Origin of the sequence: Vibrio sp. 10N.261.54.E10 (assembly GCF_002877735.2) — a bacterium.
Lineage (GTDB): Bacteria > Pseudomonadota > Gammaproteobacteria > Enterobacterales > Vibrionaceae > Vibrio > Vibrio crassostreae_C.
In genome coordinates this window covers 2,473,612-2,489,478 of record NZ_MCXE02000001.1, presented here as the reverse complement: position 1 = coordinate 2,489,478, position 15,867 = coordinate 2,473,612, and the positions used below count along the sequence as shown (strand labels likewise).

Here is a 15,867-nt window from a genome sequence, read left to right as displayed (position 1 = left end):
AGAGTTTAGTCACACCAAGCCTATGAAGCACATTCGTAATTTTTCGATTATCGCCCACATCGACCACGGTAAGTCGACCCTTTCTGACCGCTTAATCCAAGTTTGTGGAGGATTAAGTGAACGTGAGATGGCAGCTCAAGTCCTCGATTCTATGGATATAGAACGCGAGCGTGGTATTACAATTAAAGCGCAGAGTGTGACTTTAGATTACAAAGCTAAAGATGGTGAAACTTACCAACTTAACTTTATCGACACTCCTGGACACGTAGACTTCTCTTACGAAGTATCTCGTTCTCTAGCGGCTTGTGAAGGCGCACTACTTGTAGTGGATGCTGGCCAAGGTGTTGAAGCACAAACTCTAGCAAACTGTTACACAGCAATCGAAATGGAACTGGAAGTAGTGCCAATCTTGAACAAGATTGACCTACCAGCTGCTGAACCAGAACGTGTTGCTGAAGAAATCGAAGAGATCGTTGGCATCGATGCGATGGAAGCGACTCGCTGTTCTGCGAAAACAGGTTTGGGTGTTGATGATGTTCTAGAAAACATCGTGACGGCAATCCCGCCACCGGAAGGTGATCCTGAAGCGCCTCTACAAGCGTTGATCATTGACTCTTGGTTCGATAACTACCTTGGCGTAGTTTCTTTGGTTCGTATCAAAAACGGTAAGCTGAAGAAGAACGATAAGATCAAAGTAATGTCGACAGACCAAGTATGGGGTGTTGACCGTCTAGGTATCTTCACGCCTAAGCAAATCGATACTACAGAGCTAAATACTGGCGAAGTAGGTTGGGTTGTTTGTGGTATTAAAGACATCCTAGGTGCACCGGTTGGTGATACGTTGACGCTTGCAAAAGGCGGCAGCACTGAACGTCTACCTGGTTTCCAAAAAGTGAAGCCTCAGGTATACGCTGGTCTATTCCCTGTATCATCTGATGACTACGAAAACTTCCGTGACGCGTTAGGCAAATTAAGCCTGAACGATGCATCACTGTTCTTTGAACCAGAAAGTTCAGCAGCACTTGGTTTTGGTTTCCGTTGTGGCTTCTTAGGAATGCTTCACATGGAGATCATCCAAGAGCGTCTAGAGCGTGAATACGACCTAGACCTAATCACAACTGCTCCAACAGTAGTGTATGAAGTTGTAAAAACAGATAAAACGGTTCTTTACGTTGATAGCCCGGCTAAACTGCCAGCGGTTAATGACCTAGAAGAAATTCGTGAGCCAATTGCACGCTGTAATATTCTGGTACCTTCGGATTACCTAGGTAACGTAATCACACTGTGTGTTGAGAAGCGTGGCGTACAAGTAGACATGGTCTACCACGGTAACCAAGTTGCTGTGACGTACGATCTTCCTATGGCAGAAGTAGTTCTAGACTTCTTCGACCGTCTGAAGTCAACGTCTCGCGGCTATGCATCATTGGATTACAACTTCCAACGTTACGAGCCATCAAACATGGTACGTGTAGACGTACTGCTGAATGGCGAAACAGTTGATGCACTAGCTATCATTACGCACAAAGATATTGCTCAGTCTCGTGGTCGTCTACTGGTAGAGAAGATGAAAGAATTCATCCCTCGTCAGATGTTCGATATCGCGATTCAAGCAGCGATTGGTAACCACATCATTGCTCGTTCTACAGTGAAACAACTGCGTAAGAACGTAATCGCAAAATGTTACGGTGGTGATATCAGTCGTAAGAAGAAACTTCTTAAGAAACAAAAAGAAGGTAAGAAGCGTATGAAGCAGATCGGTAACGTTGAACTGCCTCAAGAAGCTTTCCTTGCAATCCTTCATGTTGGCAAAGACTAGGTATCAATCGCACTAACTATCTGCTGAACATTACTGGTTAAAATCGTTTATTTCTTTGTTGCAAAGATTGCAATTAGGCCCGCTAGTCACTGCACTTTGCGCCTCGAACTAAACGATTTTTCCTGCGTAATCTCCCCAGCATTTAGTCAGCATGATTGATACAGATTAGAAATATTAAGCAGAGTGAAAGGGTTATACTCTTTCACTTTCGTTATTTTTAAAGAAATGAAATTTAAGGGATATCAATGGCTAATACATTTTCGCTTATCTTAGTGATCGTAACTCTAGTGACCGGCATTGTATGGGCGTTGGAAAAGTTTGTGTGGGCGAAGAAGCGCCAGCAAAAGCTTGCTGACGTTGAAGCACAATCGAATGGCCTAGACGCTGAAACTAGCGCAAAAGTTACGGCTCAACCTTGGTGGGTTGAGAACAGTGTGTCCATTTTCCCGGTAATTGCATTTGTTTTGATCTTGCGTTCATTCATCTATGAACCGTTTCAAATCCCTTCTGGCTCGATGATGCCAACCCTTTTGGTTGGTGATTTCATCTTGGTAGAGAAGTACGCGTACGGTCTAAAAGACCCAGTATGGCGCACTCAATTGGTAGAAACAGGCAAGCCAGAACGCGGTGACTCAATCGTATTTAAGTACCCACCTCAGCCAAACATCGACTACATTAAGCGTGTTGTTGGTATGCCAGGTGACACGATTCGCTACAGCAGTCGTAAAGAGATCTGCATTCAGGCGAAGGGTACAAGTAGCTGTGAACCAGTGAAACTAAGTAATGTTGAAGAGAGCCAATTTATTCAAGATGGTGTGCCTCTGATTCAGCTGAACGAACAGCTTGGAGACGTAGAACACCAGATTTTAGTTAACCCATTGCGCCGCGATCGTGTGCAAGCATATCAGCCTCGCAATGGTGTTAACGAATGGGTCGTTCCAGAAGGCCAGTACTTTGTGATGGGTGATAACCGTGACAACAGTGCCGATAGCCGTTACTGGGGCTTTGTCCCTGAAGCAAACCTTGTTGGTAAGGCCGTTGCTATTTGGATCAGCTTCGAATTCGAACGCGGTTCAGACAGTGTACTTCCAACATGGATTCCTACTGGTGTGCGTTTTAATCGCATCGGTGGGATTCATTAATCGATCACATAACACATCGAGAGAGCATGAATTCTCCAATTGATAAACTAGAGAGAAAGATTGGCTATCAGTTTAATGATGCCGATCTTATCCACTTGGCGCTGACTCACCGCAGCGCCGCAGGTAAACATAACGAACGTCTTGAGTTTCTGGGCGATTCAATTTTAAGTTTTGTTATCGCTGATGATCTTTACCACCGTTTTCCTAAGGTAAACGAAGGTGATATGAGCCGCATGCGCGCAACATTAGTACGTGGTCATACATTGGCAGAACTAGGTCGTGAATTCGAACTAGGAGATTACTTAAAATTAGGTCCAGGTGAGTTGAAGAGTGGCGGTTTCCGTCGTGATTCTATTCTAGCGGATGCGGTTGAAGCGGTCATCGGCGCTGTCTATTTAGATAGTGATACCGAGACGGTTCGCGGCATTATTTTAAGCTGGTACCAATCTCGCCTAGATGCTATTCAGCCTGGAGTATCTCAAAAAGATCCGAAAACTCGCCTACAAGAGTTTTTGCAAGGTCGAAGAAATCCTCTACCTGTCTACACAGTGACTAATATTAAAGGCGAAGCACACAACCAAGAGTTTACGGTTGAGTGTGAAGTGGCAGGTGTGGATAAACCTGTTATCGGTAAAGGCACTAGCCGCCGCAAGGCAGAACAAGCGGCTGCTGAAACAGCATTAGAGCAACTAAGCAATGTCTGATAACAACCAAGATTTCGATATCGATGCATTCTTTTCATCTGATAGCAAAAAAACAGGCCTACCGGAAAACCAACACTGTGGCTTCATCGCTATTGTCGGTCGCCCAAATGTAGGTAAGTCGACGCTTCTGAACCATATTCTGGGTCAGAAGATTTCTATTACATCACGTAAACCACAGACGACACGTCACCGTATTATGGGCGTTGAAACTGAGGGTGATTACCAAGCGATCTTTGTTGATACTCCTGGACTTCATATTGAAGAAAAGCGTGCCATCAACCGCTTGATGAACCGTGCGGCGAACAGCTCATTGAGTGATGTAAACCTAGTATTCTTCCTTGTCGATGGTACTCACTGGACTGACGACGATGAGATGGTTCTGAACAAACTGAAGAAGACTGACTTCCCAGTTGTACTTTGCATCAACAAAGTAGATAACGTTCAAGACCGTACTAACGTGATGCAGCACATGATGGAAGTCTCTAAGAAGATGGACTTCATTGATGTAGTGCCAATCTCAGCGAAGCAAGGTAAAAATATTGATGTACTGCGTAAGCACGTACGTGAACATTTACCTAAAGCGACACACCACTTCCCTGAAGAATACGTGACTGATCGCTCGCAACGTTTTATGGCCTCTGAAATTATCCGTGAAAAGCTGATGCGCTTTACGGGTGACGAGCTACCTTACTCGGTAACGGTTGAAATCGAACGTTTCGATTACAACCCAGATAACGATGGCTTCCACATCAATGCACTGATTCTTGTTGAGCGTACAGGCCAGAAGAAAATGGTGATTGGTAAAGCGGGCGAGAAGATCAAAACGATTGGTCGTGAAGCGCGTATCGATATGGAAGAGCTATTCGGCCGTAAGGTTTACCTAGAGACTTGGGTCAAGGTTAAATCTGGCTGGGCTGATGATGAGCGTGCACTTCGCTCGTTAGGCTACATCGACGATCTATAATATATTGAACGTCACTTTCTGAGATTAAGAAAGTTGAACTGAAGATAAATCCAAGAGAGAGTGCGAACTCTCTCTTTTTGTATCTGTAATAAGGGTAAGTGATTGAGCGAAGGGTTACAGCGATGCTTTGTGTTGCACCGTCGACCATACAGTGAGTCGAGCCTGATCTTGGACGTCTTCAGCGAAGAGTTCGGTCGGGTGACGTTGATGTCTAAAGGCGCTCGCAGCAAGCGTTCCAATTTGAAAGGTGCATTACAACCTTTTACGCCGCTATTGCTTAAGTGGTCTGGTAATGGTTCGATGAAAACCTTACGCCAAGCTGAACCCATCAGCTTGGGGCTCCCTCTCGCCGGTATTAATCTGTATTCAGGCATGTACGTGAACGAGCTTATCGGTCGGGTATTGATGGCGGAAGTACCGATGCCTGCACTTTTTCACGACTATCTTCATGCTTTAACAGAGCTGGCGCATAATGATAATCCTGAGCCAGCACTGCGTCGCTTTGAGCTGGCTCTATTATCTGCTATGGGTTACGGCGTCGACTTTTTACACTGCGCGGGCACTGGCGAAGCGATTGATCCGAGCATGACTTATCGCTATCGAGAGCAGAAAGGTTTCATCGCTTCAGTACGTCGAGATAACCTGACTTTTATGGGCGATGAACTTATTGCAATCAGCGAACGTAGGTTTATCACTAAAGAGCAGTTAAAAGCGGCAAAACGCTTTACACGCATAGCCTTAAAGCCGTATCTTGGCGGCAAACCATTAAAAAGTAGAGAGCTATTTATGCCAACAATAGCCCTCTCCAGAGCACGGAGTATTGGAAAATGAGCTCAATCCTTTTAGGCGTTAATATCGACCATATTGCAACACTACGTAATGCACGTGGTACTAAATACCCAGATCCAGTACACGCAGCTGAAATCGCTGAACGTGCTGGTGCAGATGGCATTACTATTCACCTGCGTGAAGACCGTCGTCACATCGTTGATCGCGATGTGCGTATTCTGGCTGAAACACTTCAAACTCGCATGAACTTGGAGATGGCCGTAACGGACGAGATGGTTCAAATTGCACTCGATACTAATCCTGAGTTTGTTTGTCTGGTTCCTGAAAAACGTGAAGAGCTAACCACTGAAGGTGGCTTGGACGTAGTTGGTCAACTAGAGAAGATCAAAGCGGCGACACAAAAACTGTCTGCAGCAGGTATCAAGGTATCTCTGTTTATCGATGCTGACCGTGAGCAAATCGATGCTGCAAAAGCGTGTGGCGCACCGTTCATTGAACTGCACACGGGTCACTATGCTGATGCTAAGACAGAAGAAGATCAACAAGACGAGCTTAAGAAGATCGCAGCAGGCGCAAGCTATGCAGATGACTTAGGTATCACAGTCAATGCGGGTCATGGTCTGACTTACCACAACGTAGCACCGATTGCGGCACTTCCAGAGATCTACGAGCTGAACATCGGTCACTCGATCATGGGACGTGCAGTGTTTGATGGCTTAAACAAAGCCGTTGCAGACATGAAAGCAATCATGGAAACAGCACGTAACAACGCTTAGTTCGGCAAGTCGTCGGCACTAAGCGATGTACAGTTAATCATTAGACAGAAGTTAAGTAGTAGAGGAAACATGGCAGTTGTTGGATTAGGTACAGATATCGCAGAAATCGAACGTGTCGAGAAGGCGCTGTCGCGAAGTGGCGACGCTTTTGCTCAGCGTATTTTGACGGATTCTGAGTTTGAAGTATTCCAACAGTTGAAGCAAAAAGGCCGTTACCTTGCAAAACGTTTTGCTGCTAAAGAAGCTGCATCTAAGGCGTTAGGTACGGGGATTGCGCTGGGTGTTACCTTCCACGACTTTGAGATTTCAAACGATGAGCATGGTAAGCCAGTATTGAGCTTACACAAGAAAGCGCGTGAAATCGCAGAGGCGAATGGCACAACATCGATTCATCTGACTATCTCGGATGAGCGTCACTACGCTGTGGCAACGGTGTTACTCGAATCGTAAACAGATTATCGCGACTTTATATCTAGTGCTCTTGGCTCTTGTCTCGTCCTAAAATACGTTGACAGTATTTCTACTAAGCCAACAGCATCAGCTGTTGGCTTTTTTCATGCACCTCATTTGGAGTTTTCATCCTGAGACTAAGGTGCGGCCTCATATTGTTATAGGTACTTATAGACTCTTTTACTAGTTGTTTAAGCTCTCCGAGGTTTTTACACTTATTAAGTAAGAACTCTTGTTTCAGTATTCCATTTACTCTCTCTGCTAATGCATTTTGATAGCAGTCATAACCGTCTGTCATCGAGGGGCTTATGCCGCTACTTTTCAACTTATCTTGATAAACACCGGAGCAATACTGGAGACCACGATCAGAGTGATGGATACACGAACGATGATATTGACGCCCCTTAATAGCCATATCTAGCGCTTTCACAACATCCGTCGCCTTCATTTCGTTGCTCAGCTCGTAGCCCATAATTTTCCGACTAAACGCATCAGTTACCAATGAGAGATAGTGAATGCCTTCATCTGATTGGATATAGGTAATATCACTTACTAACACACCCTCTGGAGTGCATGGTTTGTAGTTCTTTAATAAGTTCGGATGTTTTTTCATCCAATGCTTACTGTTTGTCGTTTTCGTAAAACTACGTTTAGGTCTTACCAATAACCGTTCATCACGTAAGTAGTTGAAAAGAGCATCCCGACCTAACTTGATACCTTGTTCTTGCAACTTTGGCTTAAGTAAAAAGTAGAGCTTTCTAGTGCCAACCCGAGGCATATAACGTCTAATATCCAACACCATTTGTTTGATGGGTTTAAGTTCCAACTGGCGATGAACAGCTCGCTTTTCTCGTTGATAAACGCTTTGTCTCGTTATCCCGCATAGCTTACATACTCGAACTAAACTTATTCCTTCTTGTTCTTGAAGGCTTCTTGCTCCTTGGTGAGATACTTTTTTCTGAGGCTAGTTCCGTGTTCAGCATCAAGAATATCAACCACTCTATTTAAAAAGAGATTCTTGATTTTTTCGTCTTCCAGCTCTTTCTCAAGACGCTTTATTTTCTGTGCTGGTGACTCTTTAGGCTTAGTTGATTGGTGCATGGTATTCATCCTTGGAGTTTGCGCCCAATTCATCTTACCGTGCTTTCGAAGCCAAGTTAAAACAGTTGAACGGCCTTGGATACCATAAATGGTTTGGGCTTGTTTATATGTCATATCGCCTCTTTCTACAGCGGCGACGACCTGTAATTTAAAGCCTAGTGTGTAATCACGCTGAGTGCGCTTAACGTAGGTATTATTTGAAGTAGCCATAATTCGTCCTCAATGTGTAAACACATTTCAGGACGGGACATCTAGACAGAAAAAAGCAGAGCTCATGAGCTCTGCTTTTTTATTGGCGGGTAAACCCTCTAAAGAATACTAGTGAGTAACAAGTACCCGCTAGGCCTTCGCCTGTTTCAAGTAGTGAATCGCGGTTGCTTGAACCTTATCTAATTCATCCTGAAGCTCGAAAAGCTCAGGTTCAATGTCTTCAACAGAAGTACCTGAACGCAGCTCTTTCTCTATTGTCGCACATACCGATTTTAGCCTTGGTACGCCGCTGTACGAGCTGCTGCCATGCATCTTGTGAATGATGTGTATCAGCTCTTCAACTGGATAGTCACTGTCTTCTATCGCTTTGTCTGCTGCCTCATACACCTCTGGAATAAAGTCGACGAGCATTTGCAGCATATCGCGTGCGAGGTCTTCTTTATTGGCGGCTTGTTTCATCGCAGCTTGCCAATCAATGATGATGTTTGTGTGCACGCTGGCTTCAGTTTCTGACACCGGACCGTTGTCGACTTCAGCAGAGACCGCTGGGTGGTCTGGATCTATTTTTTCGATGTGCTCAACCTCAGAGGTCGAGCTCCAATGAATCAGAACCTGCTGTAAAACATGCTCTTCAATAGGTTTGGTTAGGTAGTCATCCATGCCCGCTTCAAGCAGTCGATCTCGTTCGCCAATCATTGCATGTGCGGTCACGGCAATTACAGGTGTATTCGCATTGTTCGCCAGTTTTTTGATGTTCTGACAAGCGGTTACACCGTCCATCTGTGGCATTTGAATATCCATGAAGATGATATCAAATGGCGTCTCTGTCGCTTTGTCTATCGCCTGCTGACCACTGGTACAACTGATGACGGTTTCTACACGCTCTTTAAGCAGCGCGGTAATCAACTTAAGGTTGGCTGGGTTGTCGTCTACTGCCATCACAGTAAGCGGTAACTTCTCTTCAGAATGCGTTTCAATCGCTGGTGCAATCAAGGTAGGTGCCTGATTCGATACCAGAGTTTGCAGCAACTTCTTACGAGAAAGAGGCTTGGTGATGCACTGAACATCGACCTCTTTCATTAGTTGCTCACCCAACGCTAGCTCGGTACTTGGTGTACCAATAATCACGTTTTGAGCAATCTTCTTCGCACCGATCGCCCAACCACTCACAGTATCAAATTGATACTCTTGGTTGGCGGCTAGGTTAAGCAGAACGTAGTCATACGAGGTCGTCTCATCTGGCATCACCGAACGATACGTTACCACTAAGCCTTCTTGGGTTAGGATTTGCTGAGTAATCGATGCCGCTTGCATGTTTGGCTCGATAAGCAGCAGTTGTTTGTCTTGCAGACACTGCGTCTCAATCAGCTCTGTCATCGGCATATCAGTCGTTGATAGTCTCAAGGTGAACCAGAAGGTAGAGCCTTGGTGAAGACGACTGGTTAGGCTGATCTCTCCGCCCATTTGGCTGACCAGTTTTTGGGTGATAACCAGACCTAAGCCTGTACCGCCGTAACGACGAGAGATACTTGCATCGGCTTGGCTGAAAGCTTGGAAAAGCTGAGCTTGTTGACGCTCAGAAATACCAATACCCGTATCGCGAACCATGAATTGCAGCTCGATGTTGTCTTCACTTTGTGAGCGAAGCTCAACGCTGATATCAATGTTGCCGCGTTCGGTAAACTTGATTGAGTTACCAACAAGGTTGGTTAGGATCTGCTGAATACGCAGTGGATCGCCCACCACACCTGGCGGTACTTTAGGGTCGATCTTCAGTGTCAGTTCTAGGCCTTTCTCATGAGCGTTGGTTGCTTGAAGGTTTACTACCTCTTCAAGGCTGGCTTGGAATTCAAATGGGATGTTCTCTAGGGCTAATTTACCGGCTTCAAGTTTCGAGAAGTCCAAGATATCGTTGATGATGCTAAGCAGGTTGTTTGCCGAGCGTTCAATGGTTTGTAGGTAATCGGTTTGACTGTTCGATAGGTGAGTCTTGAGCATTTGACGAGTAAAGCCAATCACACCGTTCAGCGGCGTTCTCAATTCGTGAGACATATTCGCTAAGAACTCAGACTTAACACGAGCCGCTTCTTGAGCGCGTTTCTTCGCGATGTCTAACTCAACGTTTTGAATCTCTAGCTGTTCAAGAGTTTCACGCAAATCTGATGTGGCCTGGTCGATACTGTGCTGCATCTCGACGTGATACTCTGATAGCGATACCGCCATCGCATTGATACCGTTTTTCAGCGAGTCTAGCTCACCATGCATCTTACCTTCGATACGCACATCTAGGTGACCTCGACGAATTCGGTCGACCATGTTTTTCATGTGTGTGATCGGTTGAGTGACATCGTGCATTAAGCGGAACGCAAACACGCCCGATAAACCAAGCCCGAGAATCAACACTAAGAATGCAGAGAACACTTCTTGATATTGCTGCAATCGAAGTGATGAAAGATCTAATTCAATCGCAATGTAGCCGATCGCTTGATTAGCTTGAGACTGACCGTTGGCTGAATTGATGTACTGGCCTTCGGCGATGATAGGTGTCCGCAGAATCAGCGTATTATCGAGAAGGTTCGATGAGCTTAAATGCGGGATCGGTTTATCTTTGGGGTAGGTCAGGCTTTCAAAATCGGGGTGGAAGTTTGAGGTTACAAACAACTCATGACGCTCATCAAACACCGCGATACTGCGCACTAGCTTAGAATTCTTTCGATGCGCATAGCTAATAAGCTGACGAACAGACTCTCGACTTTCGAGCTTCATGCCTGATTCACTCGCAATCGCAAGTGGCTCAATGATGCTAGTACCAGTGTTAACCACTTGACCTTCAAGGTCTTGATAGCGGTTAAATGAGAAAAATGCACTCAATAGCAACCCAATAATCAGGGTTGGAGCTAGAGTTAAGGTAATTACACGGGCTCTTAAGCCATATCTGGTCATGTTCTTTAATTACATCGAGGTCTGGATATGGGAAAATAACGCACACAATGGCGGTTAAGTGAACGGTAAGCTTAATCAAAGCCGTGACGTTCGACAATGATTCCAAGACATAATAGTGAGTCCTGGATACCAATTACTTATTAAAAGATACATTAGGCACAAGCAATGGCACGTTTTTTCCAACCAAAAAAGAAAACTCAACTCGAGACCAAGCATCAATCGGTTTTGGTTGAACGAATGGATCACAATGGCGCTGGCATCGCTTATCAAAAGAATAAACCGGTTTTCATTGATGGCGCATTGCCCGGTGAGCAGGTGGTTATTCAATTTACTGAGAGCAAAAGTAAGTTTTCGCGAGCTAAACTCATCAAGTTATTGAAGCCGAGCGAGCAGCGTTTAAAGCCGTTTTGTAAGCACTTTAATCAGTGTGGTGGCTGTCACCTTCAACACCTAGGTTACTCTTCTCAGGTTGAGCATAAATCGCAATCTCTGACGCACCTGATGAGCCAATACCAAACGGCGAACACTGAAGTTGCACAACCTATTGTCGGTGATGAAACCGGTTATCGACGTCGCGCACGTATCAGCCTATTTGTTGATAAGAAGACACAACAGCTTCAATTCGGTTTCCGTAAGAAGCAGAGTAAGCAGATTGAAAACATCACCGACTGTGCCGTGCTTGATCCTCGCCTTAATGTGTTGCTGCCAAAACTGAAAAATTTACTGAACACTTTCAACAGCCTTACGTCTTTAGGACACGTTGAATTGGTGTTGGGCGATACTGGCCCTGTTATGGTGCTACGTCACCTTAAGCCTCTGGTTGAAAAAGATGAGCAAGCGCTGATTGCGTTAGCAAAAGAAGAAGGCGCTACGCTGTATTCGATGCCTGAAACCGATAAGTTGGTTCGCTTAGTCGGCGATACACCTTCTTACAGCGAAACTGGCGTGACGTTACCGTTTGAGCCAAACCACTTTATCCAAGTAAACCAGAAAGTGAATCGGCAGATGGTGGCTCAAGCGATTGAGTGGCTAGAGCCTCAAGCGGATGAGCGAGTGCTAGACCTGTTTTGTGGTCTCGGTAACTTTAGTCTGCCTATCGCGCAACAATCGGCGTTTGTGGTTGGTGTAGAAGGCGTTGATGAAATGGTTCAGCAAGCCGCATCTAATGCAGCGTTAAACCAGTTAAGCAATACAGAATTTTACCAAGCTAACCTTGAAGAAGACTTATCTTCACAGCCTTGGGCAAAAGAGAAATTCGATAAAGTATTGCTTGACCCGGCACGTGCGGGAGCGAGTGGGATCGTTGATCAAATTTCAGCGTTAGGAGCGAAGCGTGTGGTTTATGTTTCGTGTAATCCTGCTACTCTAGCTAGAGATTCTGAGAGCTTAGAAAAACAAGGCTATCAATTAGCCAAACTGGGTATGTTGGACATGTTCCCACACACCAGTCATCTAGAATCGATGGCTCTCTTTATCAAGGCTTAGAGGCCCTTAAACAAGGCTTCAAATGAATCACAAAGGCGCAGGGAAGCCTGCGCTGATATCAATATGGTCGAACTAACTTGGAACCAGTTAGTCATATTGAATTGGGTATAAAACATAATAACTAGGAAGGCATGATGGTTGCGGTACGAAGCGCACATTTAAACCCAAGCGAACAGTTTGAGCTAGAAAGTTGGATTGCGTCATTGAATCAAGACGCAAAAACCTCGAATAAACTGATTAAAGTTTATCGTCACTGTGAAGAACTTTTAAAAGATCACGAGCAAGCATCGCTCTTGCTTTGGCGTGGCCGTGAGATGATCGAAATCTTGGTCACCTTGTCCATGGACCGTGCCACTTTAATTGCTGCACAACTTTTCCCCGTCGTCTCAAGCGGCGTTTTTGAGCGCGAAGCGTTTGAAGAAAGCTACGGTAAAGAAACCGTAAAGTTGATTGACGGCGTTGAAGAAATGGCGGCCTTAGGCCAGTTAAACGTGACCCTTGAAGGCAGTGCTGCCTCGGGTCAAGTTGATAACGTTCGACGCATGCTACTGGCTATGGTCGATGATTTCCGCTGCGTAGTCATCAAACTCGCTGAACGAATCTGTAACCTTATCGAGGTAAAAAAAGCGCCTGATGCTGTGCGTCGCGCGGCCGCAAAAGAGTGTTCTAACATCTATGCCCCACTGGCAAACCGTTTAGGTATCGGCCAACTTAAGTGGGAAATCGAAGATTACGCATTCCGCTACCAACAACCAGATACCTACAAGCAGATTGCAAAACAGCTGTCTGAGCGTCGTATCGTTCGTGAACAATACATCACAGATTTCGTTGATGATTTAACCGCAGAAATGCAGCGTTCAAACATCAATGCTGAAGTGAGTGGCCGACCAAAACACATCTACAGTATCTGGCGCAAAATGCAGAAGAAAGGCTTAGCCTTCGATGAGCTTTTTGACGTACGAGCAGTACGTATTATCGCTGACCAGCTGCAAGACTGTTACGCCGGCCTTGGGGTGGTACACACTAAATACAAGCACCTCCCGAGCGAATTTGATGATTATGTGGCGAACCCTAAGCCAAATGGTTACCAGTCGATTCATACCGTAGTACTTGGCCCTGAAGGCAAGACCATTGAGATTCAGATCCGTACTAAGCAAATGCACGAAGACTCTGAGCTTGGTGTGGCGGCGCACTGGAAGTACAAAGAAGGAGCTTCAAGCGGCCGTAGTGGCTACGATGAGAAAATCACTTGGTTGCGTAAACTTATCGACTGGCAAGAAGAGATGTCGGACTCTGGCGAGATGCTGGATGAGGTACGTAGCCAAGTCTTCGATGACCGTGTATACGCATTTACTCCACGTGGTGACGTGGTCGACTTACCAATGGGCGCAACCCCGTTGGATTTCGCCTACCACATCCACTCGATGGTCGGACACCGCTGTATCGGTGCCAAAGTAGCGGGGCGTATCGTACCGTTCACTCATAAACTATCGATGGGCGATCAAGTTGAGATCATCACGCAGAAAGAGCCGAACCCATCTCGTGACTGGTTAAATCCAACCACAGGTTTTGTTCATTCTGGTCGAGCTCGAGCGAAAATCAACGCTTGGTTCCGCGCACAAAGCCGTGAGAAAAACCTAGAAGCGGGTCGTGATATCCTGGAAGTTGAGCTAGCGAAAGTAGGCGCAACCCTAAAAGATGCTGATCAATACGCACTAAAACGCTTTAACGTGAATACGCCAGACGAACTCTATGCAGGTATTGGTAGTGGCGACTTGCGTATTAACCAAGTGGTTAATCACATCAATGCGCTAGTGAATAAGCCAACGGCGGAAGAAGAAGACAAGAAAGCGCTAGAGAAACTGCTTGAGTCGGAAAACAAGCCGGCACAACAGAGTCGTCCGAAGAAAGATGCGGTAGTGGTTGAGGGCGTTGATAACCTAATGACGCACCTAGCGCGTTGCTGTCAGCCAATCCCAGGTGATGTGATTAAAGGTTACATCACTCAAGGTCGTGGTATCTCAGTGCACCGCGCTGACTGTGAACAGCTAGGCGAGCTAAGCGTGCATGCGCCAGAACGTATCATTGATACCGTTTGGGGTAATGGCTTTGTCGGCTCATACATCCTAACGCTGCGTGTTGAAGCGCTAGAACGTAATGGCTTGTTGAAAGACATCACCTCACTGTTCTCGAACGAGAAGATCAGTGTGACGACAATGAAGAGCCGCATCGACTACAAGCGTCAGCTATCGGTAATGGATTTCGATTTGGAAGTGACCAATATTGAGATTCTGAGCCGAGTGACAAGTCGAGTCGAGCAGATCAAAGATGTAATGAGCGTTAAGAGACTTGGATGATCCTTTTGTGTCATTTATGTCATTCCCTACAGTGAGGGACGAACGTGATAGGGAATCTCGCCAAGCGGTTTGAGATCCCCAACTCGCTCATACTTCACTCTTGGAGATGACGAAAAATAGAAAGGTGAGTGGTTTTGGCTGCTCACCTTTTTTAGTTTTAAGAAAAGAATTAGATTAAAACAATCAAACAGAATAATAGGAAAGCACCATGAGCCACCCGATTGAACAACTAGAACAAATTATGACTAAGCTGCGCGATCCAGAAGGTGGCTGTCCTTGGGATTTAAAACAAAATTTTGAAACAATTGTCCCGCATACTATCGAAGAGACGTACGAAGTGGTGGATGCGATTCACAACAAAGATTGGCCGAACCTACAAGAAGAGTTGGGTGACTTGTTGTTTCAGGTGATCTTCTATAGCCAGTTAGCGAAAGAACAGGGGTTGTTTGAGTTCTCTGATGTGGTTGATGGCATTAACGAAAAGCTAACACGCCGCCATCCGCATGTGTTTTCTGATACCGAGTTTGCGAGCGATGAAGAAATTAATGCCAACTGGGAAGCTGAAAAAGCCAAAGAAAAAGCTCAGGCAGGCAAAACTCAAGAAAGTATTCTAGACTCAATACCAAACTCTCTACCTGCGCTTTCACGTGCTACAAAGATTCAAAAACAGGTAGCGAAATATGGCTTTGATTGGGACTCTATTGGCCCAGTGGCTAATAAGGTTTTAGAGGAAGTCGATGAGGTGCTGGAAGAGGCACTTCAAGTGACGCCAAATGAAGATTTGGTTGAAGAAGAGTTGGGAGACTTGCTGTTTGCGACGGTCAATTTGGTACGACATTTAGGTAAAAACCCAGAATCGGCACTCAATAAAGCCAATCTCAAGTTTTCGCGTCGCTTTAAAGGGGTGGAACAAAAAGTTCGTCAGCAAGGTAAAAATTTGACTGACTTTTCACTACAACAGCTTGATTCCATGTGGGGTGAAGTCAAAGTGGCGGAGAAAAGATAACCAAAGCTTTTATCATGAATTGATTTGAAGCAAAAAATAAAAAATAGCAGTGTGATAGATTTCACGTTGTGGCGATAAGGGGCTTCTGGTATATTTTCATCCCGTCCAGAAGTAGTCCATTTCC

The 15,867-nt window shown here is 45.4% G+C and carries 12 protein-coding genes; 10 read left to right on the top strand and 2 right to left on the bottom strand.

The features are described 5' to 3' along the window. The first annotated feature begins 22 nt into the window (after positions 1 to 22). The 7 genes from lepA (at position 23) to acpS (ending at position 6,641) form a co-directional block, all read left to right on the top strand. Complete coding sequence (gene lepA / locus BCU07_RS10910; protein ID WP_017059045.1) at positions 23 to 1,816, top strand: translation elongation factor 4; 1,794 nt, start codon at positions 23 to 25, stop codon at positions 1,814 to 1,816. A 245-nt stretch (positions 1,817 to 2,061) separates the two neighbouring features. Further along, a complete protein-coding gene (gene lepB / locus BCU07_RS10905) occupies positions 2,062 to 2,958 on the top strand; it encodes a signal peptidase I (RefSeq protein WP_017066013.1) in 897 nt (298 codons plus the stop codon). 26 nt (positions 2,959 to 2,984) lie between these two features. After that, on the top strand, positions 2,985 to 3,662 hold the full coding sequence (rnc, locus tag BCU07_RS10900; RefSeq protein WP_017066012.1) for a ribonuclease III: 678 nt from the start codon (positions 2,985 to 2,987) through the stop codon (positions 3,660 to 3,662). Continuing rightward, positions 3,655 to 4,626, top strand: coding sequence for a GTPase Era (gene era, locus BCU07_RS10895; RefSeq protein ID WP_017059042.1), 972 nt, complete (start codon positions 3,655 to 3,657; stop codon positions 4,624 to 4,626). The genes rnc and era overlap by 8 nt, the downstream gene beginning before the upstream one ends. Before the next feature lie 102 nt (positions 4,627 to 4,728). Then, positions 4,729 to 5,457, top strand: a complete 729-nt coding sequence (gene recO / locus BCU07_RS10890; protein ID WP_019826299.1) for a DNA repair protein RecO — start codon at positions 4,729 to 4,731, stop codon at positions 5,455 to 5,457. Next, complete coding sequence (gene pdxJ, locus BCU07_RS10885) at positions 5,454 to 6,191, top strand: pyridoxine 5'-phosphate synthase (protein ID WP_017059040.1); 738 nt, start codon at positions 5,454 to 5,456, stop codon at positions 6,189 to 6,191. Before recO ends, pdxJ begins: the two co-directional genes overlap by 4 nt. A 69-nt stretch (positions 6,192 to 6,260) precedes the next feature. Beyond that, a complete protein-coding gene (gene acpS / locus BCU07_RS10880) occupies positions 6,261 to 6,641 on the top strand; it encodes a holo-ACP synthase (protein ID WP_017059039.1) in 381 nt (126 codons plus the stop codon). 73 nt (positions 6,642 to 6,714) lie between these two features. Here acpS and BCU07_RS10875 read toward each other — a convergent pair. Continuing rightward, positions 6,715 to 7,952, bottom strand: a protein-coding gene (locus BCU07_RS10875; protein WP_102319877.1) for an IS3 family transposase whose coding sequence is annotated in 2 segments (ribosomal slippage) — positions 6,715 to 7,580 and positions 7,580 to 7,952 — 1,239 coding nt in all. Because the reading frame shifts where the segments join, the coding sequence is not laid out codon by codon here. Positions 7,953 to 8,081: 129 nt separating this feature from the next. Further along, complete coding sequence (barA, locus tag BCU07_RS10870) at positions 8,082 to 10,895, bottom strand: two-component sensor histidine kinase BarA (protein ID WP_017067822.1); 2,814 nt, start codon at positions 10,893 to 10,895, stop codon at positions 8,082 to 8,084. Between the two features lie 165 nt (positions 10,896 to 11,060). On the opposite strand from barA, the gene rlmD reads away from it, so the two are divergent. The 3 genes from rlmD (at position 11,061) to mazG (ending at position 15,743) form a co-directional block, all read left to right on the top strand. Next, positions 11,061 to 12,380, top strand: a complete 1,320-nt coding sequence (rlmD, locus tag BCU07_RS10865) for a 23S rRNA (uracil(1939)-C(5))-methyltransferase RlmD (RefSeq protein WP_102428521.1) — start codon at positions 11,061 to 11,063, stop codon at positions 12,378 to 12,380. A 134-nt stretch (positions 12,381 to 12,514) separates the two neighbouring features. Beyond that, entirely contained in the window at positions 12,515 to 14,737 is a 2,223-nt protein-coding gene (gene relA, locus BCU07_RS10860) for a GTP diphosphokinase (protein WP_017059036.1), read from the top strand. Between the two features lie 208 nt (positions 14,738 to 14,945). After that, positions 14,946 to 15,743 (top strand): nucleoside triphosphate pyrophosphohydrolase, encoded by a 798-nt coding sequence (gene mazG / locus BCU07_RS10855; RefSeq protein ID WP_102428520.1) that lies wholly within the window; start codon positions 14,946 to 14,948, stop codon positions 15,741 to 15,743. Positions 15,744 to 15,867: the final 124 nt, after the last annotated feature.